We start from the raw sequence: 15,443 nt of genomic DNA, 5'->3' as shown, positions 1-15,443 counted from the left end.
CCCATGATCATCTCCGCCTCCACCGATTACCGTGCCGCAGCGCAGCGCCGGCTGCCGCCGTTCCTGTTCCACTACATCGATGGCGGCGCGTATGCCGAGCACACGCTGAAGCGCAACGTTTCCGACCTGTCCGACATCGCGCTGCGCCAGCGCATCCTGCGCAACATGTCCGACCTGAGCCTGGAAACCGAGCTGTTCGGCGAAAAGCTGGCAATGCCGGTGGCGCTGGCGCCGGTCGGCCTGACCGGCATGTATGCCCGGCGCGGTGAGGTACAGGCGGCGCGCGCGGCCGACAGCCGCGGCATCCCGTTCACCCTGTCCACCGTATCGGTGTGCCCGATCGAGGAAGTGGCACCGGCCATCCAGCGGCCGATGTGGTTCCAGCTGTATGTGCTGCGCGACCGCGGCTTCATGCGCAATGCGCTGGAGCGGGCACAGGCTGCGGGCGTGACCACGCTGGTGTTCACCGTGGACATGCCGGTGCCGGGTGCGCGCTACCGCGATGCACACTCCGGCATGAGCGGCCCGAACGCCTCGCTGCGCCGTATCAGCCAAGCCATCACCCATCCGCACTGGGCGTGGGACGTGGGCCTGTTCGGGCGCCCGCATGACCTGGGCAACATCTCCACCTACCGCGGCAACCCGACCGGGCTGGAGGACTACATCGGCTGGCTGGGCAGCAACTTCGATCCCTCCATTTCCTGGAAGGACCTGGAGTGGATCCGCGAATTCTGGAAGGGCCCGATGGTGATCAAGGGCATCCTCGACCCGGATGACGCGCGTGATGCGGTCAAGTTCGGTGCCGATGGCATCGTGGTCTCCAACCACGGTGGCCGCCAGCTGGACGGCGTGCTGTCCACCGCACGCGCACTGCCGGCCATCGCCGACGCGGTGCAGGGCGACCTGAAGATTCTCGCCGATTCGGGCATCCGTACCGGCCTGGACGTGGTGCGCATGCTGGCGCTGGGGGCCGATACCGTGCTGCTGGGGCGTGCCTTCATCTATGCGCTGGCCGCGCAGGGCGAGGCCGGGGTGGCCAACCTGCTGGACCTGATCGTCAAGGAGATGCGCGTGGCGATGACACTGACCGGTGCGCGCCGCATCGCCGACATCGGCCGCGATTCGCTGGCCAGCCTGCCATGAGTGGCCACGATGCCGTGCTGGCACAGTTGCGCGACGCGGTCGGCAGCCGCCATGTACTGACCGGTGACAAGGCCACGCGCCGCTTCCGTCGCGGCTACCGCTTCGGCGATGGCCCGGTACTGGCGGTGGTGCGTCCGGGTACCTTGCTGGAACTGTGGCACGTGCTGCAGGCAGCGGTGCAGGGCGGCGCGGCGATCATCCTGCAGGCGGCCAACACCGGCCTGACCGGCGGCTCGACCCCGGACGGCGATGACTATGGCCGGCCGATCGTGCTGGTCAGCACGCTGCGCCTGACCGGCATCCAGTTGTTGAACGAAGGCCGCCAGGTGCTGTGCCTGCCGGGTGCCACGCTGGACCGCCTGGAGCAGACGCTGGCCCCGCTGGGTCGCGAACCGCATTCGGTGATCGGCTCGTCCTGCATCGGTGCCTCGGTGCTGGGCGGCATCTGCAACAACTCCGGCGGTGCGCTGGTGCGACGTGGCCCGGCCTATACCGAGCTGGCACTTTACGCGCAGGTCGACGCGGAGGGCCGGTTGCAGTTGGTCAATCATCTGGACATCGCGCTGGGTGACACGCCCGAGCAGATCCTGCAGCGCCTGCAGGCCGGTGACTACACGGCCGCCGACGTGGGCGATGGCGACGGCCGTGCGGCTTCCGACCCACGCTATGCCGAGGAAGTGCGCAAGGTCGACGCCGATACCCCGGCACGCTTCAATGCCGACCCCAGTCGCCACTTCGAGGCAGCGGGATCTGCCGGCAAGCTGGCAGTGTTCGCGGTGCGCCTGGACACCTTCGAAAAAGAGGCTGCAGAGGTCTTCTATATAGGCAGCAACCGCACCGACAGCCTCACCGCGATCCGTCGCCAGCTGCTGACCGGCTTCGAGCGCCTGCCGATTGCCGGCGAGTACGTCCACCGCGATGCCTATGACATCGGCGAGCGCTACGGCAAGGACAGCTTCCTGCTGATCGACCGCCTTGGCACTTCCCGCGTGCCCGCCGCGTTCGCGTTGAAGAGCCGTGTCGATGGCTGGTTCGAGCGGTTGGGCCTGCGCGGCGTGACCGACCGTGTGATGCAGGTGCTGACGGGCCTGCTGCCCTCGCACCTGCCCAAGCGCATGGGCGAGTTCCGCCAGCGCTACGAGCATCACCTGTTGCTGAAGGTCTCTGCCCAGGACGCTGCGGAAACCGAGGCCTGGCTGCGCAGCTTCTTCGCCGGCCACGAAGGCGGCTATTTCCACTGCACGGCGGAGGAGGGACGCAAGGCGTTCCTGCATCGCTTTGCCGTGGCCGGTGCCGCGGTGCGCTACCGTGAAGTGCATCGTGACCAGGTGCAGGACATCGTCGCGCTGGACATCGCGCTGCGACGTGACGATGCCGACTGGTTCGAGCAGCTACCGGCGGATATCGACGCGCGCCTGCTGCACAAGCTGTACTACGGCCACTTCCTGTGCCACGTGTTCCACCAGGACTACATCGCGCGCAAAGGTGAAGACCCGATGGCGATCGAGCATGCGATGTGGGCGCTGCTGGACCAGCGTGGCGCCGAGTATCCGGCCGAGCACAATGTCGGCCACCTGTATCCGGCCAAGCCGGCGCTGGCCGGGTTCTACAAGCAGCTGGACCCGAGCAATACGTTCAATCCCGGCATCGGCCAGACCTCGAAGGCCAAGGGGTGGGGTGGCTGCGACTGTAGTGGGCATTGACGGATACAAACTGGCTTTGCTGTAGAGCCGAGCCTATGCTCGGCTGCTCTTTCCGACAGACAGCAGTCGAGCATGGCTCGACTCTACAACGGCAGCGGTTACCATCTGGATCCCACGAGCAGGAATCTCCTCAATGCCCATCATCGTTGCCCGCACGACCATGGGCGTCGCATTGCTGGCGACCCCGCTGCTGGCACTGGCCCAGAGCGCGATCCTGCCGCAGCAGGGCGATGCCGCCGGCAACGTGATGGAGCCGCTGGGACAGGTGCTGATCGCGAGTGAGACTGGACCGTCGGGGCTTTATGACTGCACGCGGGACGGCAACTGGTGCATGCGCGTGCAACCGGTTGCCGAGGAGGGTGACCGGCCGAGCGTGCTGGAAGTGCTTGAGAAGGTGCAGGGCCGGGGCAAGCCGCACACCTACCACGTCAGCATCGACGTGCCGCAGGAAAGCGAGCTGTCGCTGTGGCCATGGATCGTGCGGCTGTCCCCTGGCGTGGGCAGCGATGAACCGGTGACCGACCCGCAGCAGCGCGCCCGCCAGAATGTGCTGGTGGGTGGCATCGTCAAGTTCAGCACCATGTACTCCGGTGGAGGTGCCGACGCGTCCACGCTGCAGCTGGCACGCGTGCGCCACCTGCAGAACGACATCCAGGTGGACGACAACGTGCTGACCGTGCCATGGCTGGGCAATGCGATGATCCGCGCCTGTTTCAGCGAGCAGGACATCAGGCAGCGCGCCGGTGCCTGCCACGACGAATACGGCTTCTCGGCGAAGCTGGCGCTGGACACGGCTGCCGAGGGTATGCCGGTGCTGCGCTACCAGACCGTGGCGACCCGGTTCCCGGCCGATGTTTCGCGCTTCGAGGATTCGCTGGCCAAGGGGCCGCTGAAGAAGAAAGACCTGCGCACCGAGCTGGATCCGGCGTGCACCTATACGCGGTTGTTCCACTTCCGCGAGGGCATGTTCCACCCGGACCAGGCGCTGCCGGACTGCGCCGGCTATACCGAACCCTGAAGTGTAGAGTCGAGCCATGCTCGACTCGGGTTCTCGCGTGGCCCGGCCGCAGAGCAGCCGAGCGTGGGCTCGGCTCTACAAAAACTGAGGCGGCGCTTACTGGCAGCGGGTGGCGGTGATGACGTTGTCCTTGTCCACGAACACGCGCAGGCGGTCCTGGCGGATGTCCTTGGTGGTGATGGTGCTGGGGCCGATCGGGTTGACCAGGCCGGCACCACTCTCGCGGGACAGGCGGCGGATGTTGGGCTCATTGGCCGGCTGGCCGATCGCCCAGCCCAGCTGGCTGGCGTCGCAGCGGCCGCTGCCTTTGACTTCCGGGCCAGGGGTGCTGACGCAGGCCGACAGCAGCAGGGCAGAGGCCGGCAGCAACAGGGACAGACGGAATGCGGACATGCGAGCGCTCCTGCGCAGGGGAAGATGACGGGAACGATAGCACCGGGCGTGCGAAAGGCGTCAGCGATCCGGTCATTGCCGGCACAGCGTGGTCATTGCATAGTGGGAGCAATGGCTGGCAGTACGCCAGCAGGCAGGCCGGGCCCTTCCGGCGCAGGTGTTGGGTACGGTATGACGTCAGGCAGTTTCCGCGGCAAGAACAAGACGATGACGGCGCTGGCGCTGTCGTTGCTGGGCGTGGCGTCTGCCGCCTCCGCTGCCGATCCGGAACCTGCGGCGGTCGAAACCCCGGTGTTCGGCGCCTGGCGCAACCTGCAGACCGAAGCGGGCTACGAGCCTGCGCAGCGTAATCTGGCCTTTGCCATGCTGCCGCAGGCGGCGACCCGTGGCGACCGTTTCGCTATCCTCGACCGTGAAGGCAAGCGGACGGTGTGCTGCCTGCAGGTGGCCAGCCCCTCGCTGGGGGTGGCCGCGCTGCGTGAGCAGTACCACCTGCCGCAGGCCTGGGTGACCGACCTGAGCAATGGCCGCAGCCCGGTACGTCCCTATGTGCCGCACGTCTATGCGATGCAACGGGTGGACGAACTGGCCGACTACAGCTTCGCCGATGTGCCGGGCGCCTACAGCGACCTGGGCGGGCTGCTTATTCCCGAAGGTGCCGCGCTGGAGGCCGACGGCAGCGCCGTCCGCCTGGGAGACATTCGCTATCCGCTGCATTTCCAACGCCAGCCGCATGCTGATGACGATGGTGCGCTGGACCGCTACAGCCTGCAGGCGGGCGAGGGCGGGGCACCGATCGTGGTTGAAGTGCCGTTCGGCACCTACTGATTGCAGCAGCGCACTGGCTAGAATGCAGCGCGGCGCTGTGTGCCGTGCCTGTTCCGTGAGTTGTTTCCGTGTCCCTGCGCCCCTTCCTGCTGCCGTCCCTTCTGCTCTTGTCTGCCTGTGCAAGCGCGCCGCCGCCACCGGCTCATGCCGATGCGCTGTGGCGGTTGATCGAGCGTGACTGCCGTGGCGCTGGAGGGCCGCGGGGTGACTGCCTGCGGGTGGAGCCGGCCGCAGACCGCCGCGATGTGCTGGTCAAGGACGCGCACGGCGACTACCAGTTCCTGCTGATGCCGCTGGACAAGGTCAGCGGTATCGAGAGCCGCAGCCTGTACCAGCGCGGTGCACCGAACTACTTCGCTGCGGCCTGGCAGGCGCGCAGCCACACCGAGCAGGCCTTGCGGCAACCGCTGCCGCGCAACGTCGCGAGCCTGGCGTTGAACTCGCCGCACGGCCGTTCGCAGCACCAGCTGCACATCCACGTGGATTGCCTGCGTGCCGACGTGCTGCAGGCGTTGGACGCGCATGCCGCTGCCCTGGGCAGCCGCTGGGCACCGCTGCCGGTGCCGCTGCGTGGTCATCAGTACCAGGCCCGCCTGTTGCCGGGCGCGGAACTGACCGCCAATCCGCTCAATCTGCTGGCCTATGACCTCGCCGGCGTGGGCGACGTGGGCCAGTGGAGCCTAGTGGTGGCCGGCCGGGAACCCGTGCAGGGTGGCCCCGGCTTCATCCTGCTGGCCACCCGTGTGGACCCCGGCACCGGTAACGAGGCCAGCGCTGAAGAGCTGCAGGACCACGCCTGCGCGGTGCTGACCGGCGCAGGCGCATCGCTGGAGCGGGTCCGCTAACTCTCGGGGTGCTGGCGGCTGCGCCAGACCGGCGCGGTCAGCGCCAGCAGCTGGCGATCCTGCCAACCGTCCAGATCCAGGTGATGGTCGCGCAGCAGCCCTTCCTGTTCGAAGCCGAAGGCGTGCAGTGCAGTGGCGAACGGGCTGCTGCAGGCCGGTGGCAGCATCACGAACAGGCGGTGCACGCCCACATCCTCGAAAAGGAACGGGCACAGCGCCCGCAGCGCTGCATCCGCGTGCGGGTGCCAATGCTGCAGCGACAGCAGCTCGGCGCAGCGCGTCTGCAAGCACTGCAGGCGGACATGCAACTGGTCCAGTACTGTGCCGTGCTCGTCATCGAATACTCCCAGCATCAGCTGATCGTTGTCCTGCTCCAGCCGTGAACGGTGCATGTGGGCCAGGAAGCGGGCTTCCTCGTCGATACCCGCCGGATGGCGTCGGCCGCGCCGGCGGCGATCATCGAACAAGCGCCAGCGCGGCAGGTCGGTACGCTGGAACGGGCGCAGGGTGACCGGTGCGGCCTGCAGCTGCAGCAGGTGACGGCGCAGCACCGGCCGCAACGGGGGGAGAAGCGGGGTGGGATACGGGATCATCATCCCCGGCACGATGGCCGTGACCGCCCCCCTGCACCATTCAAAACATTGCAAAAATGCGGTGAGCGGCGCCGGGGGACTGATTCGGTTCAGGCATAAGGCCATCAGGCCTGGTCATTTCCGTTGAAACCACCCAGTCAGGACACTTTCGTTACGGGATCGTTATGTGCCGCACAGGCCGCTCCCGCTACTACCCGCCCAACTCCCCCCCAGGAAGCCCATGTCCGCCTCCCCCAAGGCGCTGCGCCCGCGTCCGCTGGTGCTCGCACTGTCGTCCCTGATGCTGGTTTCGCTGCCGGCCTTCGCGCAGGAAAGCGCGCCCACCACATTGCAGGAAGTGAAGGTCACCGGCTCGCGCATTCCGCGCGCCAGTGTCGAGGGGCCCTCGCCGGTGACGGTGATCAGCCGCGAGCAGATCGACGCGCAGGGCTACCGCAATGCCTTCGATGCGCTGAGCGCGCTGACCGAGAACACCGGCAACGTGCAGGGCGAGGACTTCGGCAATACCTTCACCCCGGCCGCCAACACCATCAACCTGCGCGGGCTGGGCCCGAACCGCACGCTGGTGCTGGTCAACGGCCGCCGCCAGGCCGACTATCCGCTGGCCTACGAGGGCTCGGTGAACGTGGTCAACCTGGCCAACATCCCCAGTGCGCTGATCGAGCGCATCGAGGTGCTGGCGGCCGGTGCGTCGGCGGTGTACGGCTCCGATGCCATCGCCGGTGTGGTCAACATCATCCTCAAGGACCGCTTTGAGGGCGTGGACGTGAACGTGCGGGCCGGCGGCACCCAGCAGGGCGGGGGTGACAACCAGCGCGCGCAGGTTGTGGGTGGCAGTTCCGGCGAGCGCTGGGATGCCCTGTTCGGCTTCGAGTTCGACGTGCGCAAGGCGATCCATGCGCGCCAGCGCGATTTCATGGACTCGCTGGATGATGACCCCGCCGGCAAGGCGCCGCAGGCGACCGCGATCGCGTATCGCCGCAACGCCGCTACCGGTCGCAACATCGATCCGGGCGCCAATGGCTGCGACGCGGCGTCGGACATCTATGGCGGCAGCGTGTTCCGTGCCTTCAACCCGCGCCAGGGCTGGTACTGCGGCAGCAACGAGGCCGCCGCCAGCTACTGGACGGTGCAGACCGAGAAGCGCAACCTCAACGGCTACGGCCTGCTGACCTTCCACGTCAACGAGACCACCGACCTGTTCGCCGATCTGGCCGTGGGCAGTGCACGCATCACCAACAACACCCGTGCGCCCACCTGGACCTCGGCGCGCAACTACTTCTACAACCAGACCACCGGCAACCTGGAAAGCTGGTACCGCCGCTTTGCGCCCGAGGAAATCGGTGGCCTGCCGCGCAACGCCAACCGCTTCCTGGAAAACTCGTGGTCATTCAACGTCGGCGCGCGCGGCCAGATCGGCGACAGTGGCTGGGACTATGAGGCGGTGTACAGCCGCTCGCGTTACGAGAACCGCACCCGCCGCCCGGTGCTGCTGGCCGGTATCAACGAATACCTGCTTGGCCCGAAGCTGGGCGTGCGCAATGGCGTAGAGGTCTATGCGCCGGATCCGGCGCGCCTGTTCCAGCCGCTGAGCCCGAACGAGTACCAGAGCCTGTCCGGCTACCAGGAGAGCCGCAACGCGGCGTGGCTGCAGACCTTCAGCGCCAGCGTCAACGGCCGGCTGTTCGCACTGCCCGGTGGCGACGCTGCGCTGGCCGCGGTGGTCGAGGCTGGCAGCCAGGGCTATCGCAATCGACCGGACCCGCGACTGGGAACCGGCGAGTTCTGGAACACCAGTGCAGGCGTCGGCGCCGGTGGCGAGCGTGACCGCTACGCCGCAGGTGTGGAGCTGCAGCTGCCGTTGCTGCAGTCGCTCACCACCACCCTGGCCGGGCGCTATGACCAGTACCGTGCCGGTGGTGAGCACATCGGCAAGGCGACCTGGAGCTTCGGCGTCGAGTTCCGCCCGATCGAGAGCCTGCTGATCCGTGGTACCGCTGCCACCAGCTTCCGGGCGCCGGACATGAACTACGTGTTCGCGACCGAGACGCGTGGTTACAACCCGGGCATGACCGATTACTGGCGCTGCCGCACCGCAGGCCAGTCGTATGACAACTGCGATTACAACGGCCTGTCGATCGACTACAGCAACCGCGCCAACGCACAGCTGCAGCCGGAAACCGCCAAATCCTATGGTTTCGGCGTGGTCTGGTCGCCGCTGTCCGGGCTGGATTTCAGTGCTGACTACTACGACATCCGTATCGACAATGAGGTCACCAGCCTCGACACCAGCCGTATTCTTCGTGATGAAGCCGATTGCCGCCTGGGCCGCACGTTGGGTGGCGAAGCACGCGATATCGGTTCACCGCTGTGCCAGGACGCGCTGTCGCGGGTGATCCGCAACCCGTCCAATGCCACGGTGCAGCCGGACCAGGTAACCCGCGTGCTGATCAACCCGATCAACGCGGCCTCCGAATCCGTGCGCGGCCTGGACCTGAAGGGCAACTGGCGTTTCGATGCCGGCCACTATGGCCGGTTCACCACGCGCCTGGCCTACACCGTGGTGCTGGAGCACAAGTACCGGCAGTTCTCCGATGATCCGGAGCGTGACATCCGCAATTCGCTGGATGACTACCAGTGGCGCAGCAAGGCCAACGGCAGCATCACCTGGAACCAGGGTGACTGGACCACTACGCTGTACGGCAACCGCTTCGGCTCGCTGCCGAAGACCGATGGCAGTGGCCGCATCGCGCCGTACATGACGTACAACGCCAGCGTGTTCCGCCAGTTCGGCGAGAACCTGTCGGTGGGCGTGATCGTCAACAACCTGCGCGACAGCCGCCCGCCGGCGGACAGGAACGGTGGCGGCTGGCCGTTCTACCCGGTCGGCAACTACGACCCGTATGGCCGCCAGTACTGGGTGCAGCTGGACTACCGGTTCCGCTGATCGGGCGGGCAGACAGAAGGCCCGGCAATGCCGGGCCTTCTGCTGTGTCCCTATCCGCTGTGATGGCGCGCGCCGGCGGCCTAGGGCAGTGCCTGCTGCAGGTACGACTCGATGACGTAGCTGAAAGGCTGCTGCTGGCGGTCGCGCAACAGGGCACGCACCTCCAGGATCACGCCGCGGTCGCCTTCGCCCCGCGGCGGCCAGAACGTCTGGTCGGCCAAGGTCTGGCGCTGGAAACCGAGCGGGCCGACGACGCGACCGAAGGGTTCGTCGGTGCTGTCCAGCACCTGGTTCATGGCCGGGCTGAGATGGCCGGGCAGGTACCAGTTGTCGGCCTCGGACAGCACGCGGCTGCCGCAGACCAGCTGCACCCGGCGATAGCGCAGCTCGGCGCCGGGTGCTGCACCCAGTGCCTGCAGTACGTCGGCTGGGGCCGGCTTGTCGTGACCGTGTATGCGCACCGCGCGGACCCGCGCCTGTTCGGCCAGGCCGTGCTCGGCGCACCAGTATTCCAGCGTGGCAGTGGCGCTCTGCCCGGACAGCACGCGCTGATGCAGGCGCTCGACCAGTGCAGCCGGGGCAATGCGCTGCTGGCCCGGCGGCGACTGCAGCGGCGCAGCGGCCGCCGCATCAGTGGCGGACAGGCTGGCGATCGGGGCGGCGGCAAGCAGGGACGCGGCCTGCCAGCGGCGGAGACGATCGTGGCGGTCGGACGGGCCCATGCGGCATCACAGCGGAAACAGGCGCCCATGTTACCCGTTCAGGGGTGTGCACGGCGTGGCTGCGACCGGTTGTCCCAGGGCAGTCATCGTTCTGGTGAATGCGTGCCATCCAGATATTTCGTTGGCCGATGGCTGTGGCGAGGCGCACGATGGCGCCATTCTTGGCATCCCGGGAGTTCCCGATGACCCTCCAGTTCGTCCATGGCGGTGTCGACCGCGACGGTGCGCCACTGCATTTCCATATCCGTGATGGCCGCATCAGCGGGCTCAATGGCGAGACCGCGCCGGATGACGGAGCGGAATGCGTCGACCTGCAGGGCTTCGCGGTGCTGCCCGGGCTGGTCGACGGCCACATTCACCTCGACAAGAGCTTTGTCGGCGACCGTTGGCACCCGCACCAGCCGGTGAACAGCCTGCGTGAGCGGCTGGCGGTGGAGAAGGCGGCGGTGGCGGATGCGGCACCGATGTTGGACCGTGCCGAGGCGCTGATCCGCCAATGCAGTGCTTTCGGTACCGTGGCGATGCGCTGCCATGTCGATATCGACGCCAGCACCGGTCTCGGCCATCTCGAAGCAGTGCGCGAGGCGGCGCTGCGCTGCGCCGACATCATGCGGATCCAGCTGGTGGCGTTTCCGCAGGCCGGGGTGATCTCCTGTCCCGGCACCGCCGCCGTACTGGAGCAGGCGCTTGCTGCGGGCGTGGAGGTGCTCGGCGGCATCGACCCGACCACGCTCGATGGTGATGCCGAAGGCCAATTGGCGCTGCTGTTCGGCCTGGCCGAGCGCTACGGCGTGCAGCTGGACATCCATCTGCACGAGCCCGGCGAAACCGGCCTGGCGCAGCTGCTGCGCATTGCAGCGCGGACGCGGGCCGCCGGCCTGCAGGGGCGGGTTGCGGTCAGCCATGCCTATTCGCTGGGCGAAGTGCCGCTGGCGCGCGCGCTGCAGGTGGGCGAAGCACTGGCCACGGCGGGTGTGGCGATCATGAGCAACGCGCCGGGCGATCATCCGTTCCCGCCGCTGCGCGCGCTGCATGATGCCGGTGTGCGCGTGTTCGCAGGCAACGACAACATCCGCGACTGCTGGTGGCCGTATGGCAATGGCGACCTGCTGCAGCGGGCGATGTTGCTGGGCTACCGTTCCGGCTTCTACACCGATGCCGACCTGATGCTGGCGCTGGACATGGTCACCACCCATGCCGCGCAGGTGATCGGCCTGCCGCAGCATGGTATTGCCGAAGGCCGGCCGGCGACCTTCGTGGCCGTGCGTGCCGACCACGGCCCGGCCGCCGTGGCCGGGGTGCCGGTGGAGCGCAGGGTGGTGGTCGACGGCCGCTGGCTGTAGATCCGCGTCATGGCGTGGACGGCACCATCGCGCGGTCTCATTCATCCACGCATGGCGTGGATCTACCCCGATATGCCGTCAGGCGTAATCGTCGGCGCGGGTAGCGACGAACTCTTCCAGCCACGCAAGCAGGTGGGCGATGTCGATGATCTCGCCCTGCTCCACGCGCTTGAGCAGCAGGGTGCTGGCGCCGATCTGCAGGCTGCTGTCGGCATAGCGCAGCACCGCGTCGATGCCCCAGGCATCGGTCACCTGCATCCAGGTCAGGCCCGGCACGCGCTGGGCCAGAGTGTCACCGAATGCCACGCCCAGTGCTTCCCAGCCATCGCAGTCGGCGCGGTCGATCAGCTCGGCATCGACCACGCGCTGCAATGTGCTGGGGGCCAGGGGCCATTGCACCGGCAACGTCGGGAAGCTGGCGGCCACGCGCGCGGCGATCAGCGAGCGCTGGTGCTGCAGATGCGTCTGCAGTGCAGCAGGCAGGGGATCGAAACGGGTGGGGAATTGGTCGGACATGCCAAGGCGCCGTGGAGCACGGAAACAACAGGCACTCTACGAGGCGATTGTTGCCCGTCGTACGGCCGGAGTGACCATGTTTCGATGCGTGATGCGCGAAAGGCATCCACGCATGGCGTGGATCTACTGTGGTCAGTCCGGTTCGCGCTGTACCTGCCGCCACAGCTCGCTGGCCAGTGCGCGCACGGCATCATCGGCGTCCGCGCGATGCAGCAGGCCGATCTCGTAGTTGTCGATCACCGGCAGCTCGCGCTCTCCATCGATGATGCGGTGCTCGCGGCTGACCGCGCGGCGTGGCAGCAGGCTGATGCCGATGCCATCGGCCACCGCGCCCTGGATGCCACTCAGCGACGAACTGGTGAAGGCAATGCGCCAACGCAGGCCCAAGGCTTCCACGGCGTGGATCATCTCGTCGCGGTACAGCCCTCGCGGCGGGAAGGTGACCAGCGGCAGCGGGTCCTGCTGCAGGCAGCTGCTGCGCAGGCTGTCGATCCAGTGCATCGGCTCGCGCCGGCAATGCACCGCCTGGCGACTGTTGCGGCGTTGCTTGACCAGCACCAGGTCCAGCTCGCCGTGGTCGAAGCCCTGCGCCAGGTCACGGCTGAGGCCGCTGCTGATCTCCAGCTTCACCTGCGGGTGGCGGCGGCTGAAGGCGGCCAGCATGCGGGTGGTCTGCGGGTTGACGAAGTCCTCCGGTACGCCGATGCGGACCGCGGTTTCCACCGTCGCGCCGGCCAGCGCCTGTGCCATTTCCTCGTTCAGGTCGAGCATGCGCCGCGCGTAGCCGAGCAGGGTGTGGCCGGCATCGGTGGGGTGCACGTCGCGATGGCCGCGCTCGAGCAGGCGATGCCCGGCCAGTTCCTCCAGCCGCCGCACCTTCTGGCTGACCGTGGACTGGGTCGAATGCAGGCGCGTGGCCGCCGTGGTGAAACTGCCGCAGTCGGCCACCATCACCAGCGCCCGCAGCAGGTCCAGTTCGAACAGGGTTCTATTCGATTTGGCACTGTCTTGCATTTGAACATTTCACTTCTGGATACCCAGGCCGACTTCTACCATGCGGGGCAGGGGCCGGCAATGCGCGGCTGTTGCTACCGTCGCACGGCGTTCCGTGGCGACGGACACGAGGAGATACTGTCATGCGCGTCCATCATTCCGCTGGCTGGCCTGCGCCCTTCGCGCGCGCGCTGCTGTTGTGCCTGCTGGCCATGGTCACCCCCGCCTGCACCGCCATGTCCCGGGCCGACGCAGACGCGCGCCTGCGGGATGCTGCCAGCCGCGGCGACGCCGATGCGGTGCGACAGGCGATCGAGGAGGGCGCCACGCTGGAGGCGCGCGATGGCCAGGGCCGCACCGCGCTGCTGCTGGCCACGCATGGCAACAACGTGGAGGCCGCGCGTGCGCTGATCGAAGCCGGTGCCGACGTCAATGCCAAGGACGCGATGCAGGACAGCGCCTACCTGTACGCCGGCGCGCGGGGCCTGGATGAGATCCTGGCGATGACCCTGGCGCATGGCGCCGATCTGCGCAGCACCAACCGCTATGGCGGCACCGCGCTGATTCCGGCCGCCGAGCGTGGCCACGTCGCCACCGTACGTACGCTGCTGCGCGCGGGCGTGGCGGTCGATCATGTCAACCGCCTGCACTGGACCGCGCTGCTGGAAGCGATCCTGCTCGGCGATGGCGGTGCGCGCCACGTGCAGATCGTGCAGCTGCTGCTGGAGGCCGGTGCGGACCCGGAGCTTGCCGACGGCGATGGCGTGACGCCGCTCACGCACGCGCGCCAGCGCGGCTATACCGGAATTGAGACCCTGCTGCGCCAGCACGGCGCGCTCCGCTGAATGCAAACCCCTTCCACCCGCACGCTGGGCGTGCCCATCAGGATGCTGTCCATGTTCCGTTCCCGTCCGTTGTCCCTTGCCATCCTCCTTGCGGTAGCACCTCTGTCGGCGTCTGCCGCCGAGCGCGCCGACCTGCTGATCCGCAATGCCATCGTGGTCGACGTCGAGCACGCCAGCACCCTGGCCGGGCAGAGCGTGGTGATCCGCGGCGAGGACATCGTCGCCGTCGGTCCAGATGCGCAGCTGCGCAGCCAGTGGAGCGCGGCCCGCCAGATCGATGCCAAGGGCAAGTACCTGATCCCGGGGCTGTGGGACATGCACGTGCATTTCGGCGGTGGCCCGGCGCTGATCGAAGAGAACAAGGCACTGCTGCCGCTGTACATCGCGCACGGCATCACCACCGTGCGTGATTGTTCCGGCGATCTGCCCGAGCAGGTGCTGCAGTGGCGTGGCGAAATCGCCAAGGGCACGCTGTTCGGCCCGCGCCTGCTCAGTTCCGGCGCGAAGATCGAGGGCATCAAGCCGGTGTGGAAGGGCACGATCGAAGTGGGCAGCGAGACCGACGTCGACAAGGCGATCACCCGACTGCAGCACGACAAGGTCGATTTCGTGAAGATCACCGACAGCACGCTGAAGCCGGAACTGTTCCTGTACTCGGCCAGCGCTGCGCGAAAGGCCGGCTTCAAGGCCTCGGGCCACATTCCAATGGCGCTGACCGTGGAGCAGGCGGTCGATGCCGGCCTGGCCTCGATCGAGCATCTGGACTACGCATTCAAGGCCGGCAGCAAGGACGAAGCGCAGATCGCCGCCGACTTCGGCGCCGGGCGCATCGACCGTGCCGAAGCCAACCGGCGCCTCGACGCCAGCTTCGACCGTGACACTGCGATGCATGCCTACCGTGATTTCGCAAAGCGCGGCGTATTCGTGACCCCGACCCTCAACGGTGGCCGCATCCTCGACTTCCTTGACCAGGATGACCACGCCAACGATCCGTACCTGGCCTACATCGGCCCTGGCCTGCGCGCGACCTACCAGTGGCGCGTGGACCGCGCAGCCAAGGCCACGCCGGCGCAGATTGAAGCGCGCCACGCGCAGTACCACCAGGTGGCCGCGGTGCTGCCGCTGCTGCAGGAGGCGGGCGTAACGATCATCGCCGGTACCGATGCGGGCTTCCTCAATTCGTTCAACTTCCCGGGCATCGCGTTGCACCAGGAACTGCAGCTGTTCGTGAAGGAAGGCCTGACCGCGCCACAGGCGCTGTCCGCCGCAACCCGTTCCGGTCCGGCCTGGTTCGGCCAGATGGACCGCTACGGTGGTGTCGCACAGGGCAAGGCCGCCGATCTGGTGCTGCTGACCGCCAACCCGCTGCAGGACATCGCCGCCACCGGGAAGATCGACAGCGTCATCCTGCGTGGCAACGTGTATGACCGCGCCGCGCTGGACAGGATGCTGGCCGACACCAAGGCCAAGGTCGCGGCGTGGAATGCCGAGGCGGCGAAGGCCAATTGAGGGTGGGGCGGGGCGGAATCCACGCATGGCGTGGATCTACCGGTT

General features: G+C 67.5%; 14 protein-coding genes. 9 read left to right on the top strand and 5 right to left on the bottom strand.

Translation table 11 applies throughout. The annotated features are described in order from the left end of the window. Positions 1-3: 3 nt before the first annotated feature. The 3 genes from lldD (at position 4) to BN1263_RS13575 (ending at position 3,864) form a co-directional block, all read left to right on the top strand. The gene (gene lldD, locus BN1263_RS13585; RefSeq protein WP_058981824.1) at positions 4-1,143 is read left to right on the top strand and encodes an FMN-dependent L-lactate dehydrogenase LldD; all 1,140 of its coding nucleotides are present in this window, start codon (positions 4-6) and stop codon (positions 1,141-1,143) included. Next, complete coding sequence (gene dld / locus BN1263_RS13580; protein WP_058981822.1) at positions 1,140-2,846, top strand: D-lactate dehydrogenase; 1,707 nt, start codon at positions 1,140-1,142, stop codon at positions 2,844-2,846. The genes lldD and dld overlap by 4 nt, the downstream gene beginning before the upstream one ends. A gap of 133 nt (positions 2,847-2,979) precedes the next feature. After that, on the top strand, positions 2,980-3,864 hold the full coding sequence (locus BN1263_RS13575; protein WP_058981820.1) for a hypothetical protein: 885 nt from the start codon (positions 2,980-2,982) through the stop codon (positions 3,862-3,864). Positions 3,865-3,960: 96 nt separating this feature from the next. Here the strand turns inward: BN1263_RS13575 and BN1263_RS13570 are convergent, their stop codons facing one another. Then, a complete protein-coding gene (locus tag BN1263_RS13570; RefSeq protein ID WP_058981818.1) occupies positions 3,961-4,257 on the bottom strand; it encodes an I78 family peptidase inhibitor in 297 nt (98 codons plus the stop codon). 171 nt (positions 4,258-4,428) lie between these two features. Between BN1263_RS13570 and BN1263_RS13565 the strand changes: the two genes are divergently transcribed. Next, positions 4,429-5,085: a hypothetical protein gene (locus BN1263_RS13565; RefSeq protein ID WP_058981815.1), complete on the top strand. Its 657-nt coding sequence runs from the start codon at positions 4,429-4,431 to the stop codon at positions 5,083-5,085. A 68-nt stretch (positions 5,086-5,153) separates the two neighbouring features. Continuing rightward, positions 5,154-5,930, top strand: a complete 777-nt coding sequence (locus BN1263_RS13560; protein WP_058981810.1) for a CDP-diacylglycerol diphosphatase — start codon at positions 5,154-5,156, stop codon at positions 5,928-5,930. Here BN1263_RS13560 and BN1263_RS13555 read toward each other — a convergent pair. Next, positions 5,927-6,526 (bottom strand): GNAT family N-acetyltransferase, encoded by a 600-nt coding sequence (locus BN1263_RS13555; protein WP_058981808.1) that lies wholly within the window; start codon positions 6,524-6,526, stop codon positions 5,927-5,929. The two genes, BN1263_RS13560 and BN1263_RS13555, sit on opposite strands and share 4 nt — an antisense overlap. Before the next feature lie 217 nt (positions 6,527-6,743). On the opposite strand from BN1263_RS13555, the gene BN1263_RS13550 reads away from it, so the two are divergent. After that, positions 6,744-9,470, top strand: coding sequence for a TonB-dependent receptor plug domain-containing protein (locus BN1263_RS13550; protein ID WP_021204477.1), 2,727 nt, complete (start codon positions 6,744-6,746; stop codon positions 9,468-9,470). A gap of 80 nt (positions 9,471-9,550) precedes the next feature. Here the strand turns inward: BN1263_RS13550 and BN1263_RS13545 are convergent, their stop codons facing one another. After that, positions 9,551-10,192 (bottom strand): hypothetical protein, encoded by a 642-nt coding sequence (locus BN1263_RS13545; RefSeq protein WP_058981806.1) that lies wholly within the window; start codon positions 10,190-10,192, stop codon positions 9,551-9,553. 182 nt (positions 10,193-10,374) lie between these two features. Between BN1263_RS13545 and BN1263_RS13540 the strand changes: the two genes are divergently transcribed. Beyond that, positions 10,375-11,535 carry an amidohydrolase family protein gene (locus BN1263_RS13540; RefSeq protein ID WP_058981803.1) on the top strand — a complete coding sequence of 387 codons (1,161 nt, stop codon included), beginning with the start codon at positions 10,375-10,377 and terminating at the stop codon, positions 11,533-11,535. A gap of 78 nt (positions 11,536-11,613) precedes the next feature. Here the strand turns inward: BN1263_RS13540 and BN1263_RS13535 are convergent, their stop codons facing one another. Next, entirely contained in the window at positions 11,614-12,051 is a 438-nt protein-coding gene (locus BN1263_RS13535; protein ID WP_019660206.1) for a DUF3806 domain-containing protein, read from the bottom strand. Between the two features lie 132 nt (positions 12,052-12,183). Further along, positions 12,184-13,065 carry a LysR substrate-binding domain-containing protein gene (locus BN1263_RS13530; protein WP_024957553.1) on the bottom strand — a complete coding sequence of 294 codons (882 nt, stop codon included), beginning with the start codon at positions 13,063-13,065 and terminating at the stop codon, positions 12,184-12,186. A gap of 122 nt (positions 13,066-13,187) precedes the next feature. Between BN1263_RS13530 and BN1263_RS13525 the strand changes: the two genes are divergently transcribed. Both BN1263_RS13525 and BN1263_RS13520 read left to right on the top strand, forming a co-directional pair. Then, the gene (locus tag BN1263_RS13525) at positions 13,188-13,889 is read left to right on the top strand and encodes an ankyrin repeat domain-containing protein (RefSeq protein WP_058981802.1); all 702 of its coding nucleotides are present in this window, start codon (positions 13,188-13,190) and stop codon (positions 13,887-13,889) included. 51 nt (positions 13,890-13,940) lie between these two features. Next, entirely contained in the window at positions 13,941-15,398 is a 1,458-nt protein-coding gene (locus BN1263_RS13520) for an amidohydrolase family protein (protein WP_058981842.1), read from the top strand. Positions 15,399-15,443 lie beyond the last annotated feature (45 nt).

This window comes from Stenotrophomonas thermophila (assembly GCF_001499715.1).
GTDB lineage: Bacteria > Pseudomonadota > Gammaproteobacteria > Xanthomonadales > Xanthomonadaceae > Stenotrophomonas > Stenotrophomonas hibiscicola.
This window is presented reverse-complemented; position numbering and strand designations above follow the sequence as displayed.

Excerpts from the sequence above, each read along its gene's own strand:
- BN1263_RS13530 (WP_024957553.1), bottom strand. The coding sequence starts at position 13,065 with ATGCAAGACAGTGCCAAATCGAATAGAACCCTGTTCGAACTGGACCTG.
- BN1263_RS13575 (WP_058981820.1), top strand. The coding sequence starts at position 2,980 with ATGCCCATCATCGTTGCCCGCACGACCATGGGCGTCGCATTGCTGGCG.
- BN1263_RS13570 (WP_058981818.1), bottom strand. The coding sequence starts at position 4,257 with ATGTCCGCATTCCGTCTGTCCCTGTTGCTGCCGGCCTCTGCCCTGCTG.
- lldD (WP_058981824.1), top strand. The coding sequence starts at position 4 with ATGATCATCTCCGCCTCCACCGATTACCGTGCCGCAGCGCAGCGCCGG.
- dld (WP_058981822.1), top strand. The coding sequence starts at position 1,140 with ATGAGTGGCCACGATGCCGTGCTGGCACAGTTGCGCGACGCGGTCGGC.
- BN1263_RS13520 (WP_058981842.1), top strand. The coding sequence starts at position 13,941 with ATGTTCCGTTCCCGTCCGTTGTCCCTTGCCATCCTCCTTGCGGTAGCA.
- BN1263_RS13535 (WP_019660206.1), bottom strand. The coding sequence starts at position 12,051 with ATGTCCGACCAATTCCCCACCCGTTTCGATCCCCTGCCTGCTGCACTG.
- BN1263_RS13550 (WP_021204477.1), top strand. The coding sequence starts at position 6,744 with ATGTCCGCCTCCCCCAAGGCGCTGCGCCCGCGTCCGCTGGTGCTCGCA.
- BN1263_RS13525 (WP_058981802.1), top strand. The coding sequence starts at position 13,188 with ATGCGCGTCCATCATTCCGCTGGCTGGCCTGCGCCCTTCGCGCGCGCG.
- BN1263_RS13555 (WP_058981808.1), bottom strand. The coding sequence starts at position 6,526 with ATGATGATCCCGTATCCCACCCCGCTTCTCCCCCCGTTGCGGCCGGTG.
- BN1263_RS13565 (WP_058981815.1), top strand. The coding sequence starts at position 4,429 with ATGACGTCAGGCAGTTTCCGCGGCAAGAACAAGACGATGACGGCGCTG.
- BN1263_RS13545 (WP_058981806.1), bottom strand. The coding sequence starts at position 10,192 with ATGGGCCCGTCCGACCGCCACGATCGTCTCCGCCGCTGGCAGGCCGCG.
- BN1263_RS13540 (WP_058981803.1), top strand. The coding sequence starts at position 10,375 with ATGACCCTCCAGTTCGTCCATGGCGGTGTCGACCGCGACGGTGCGCCA.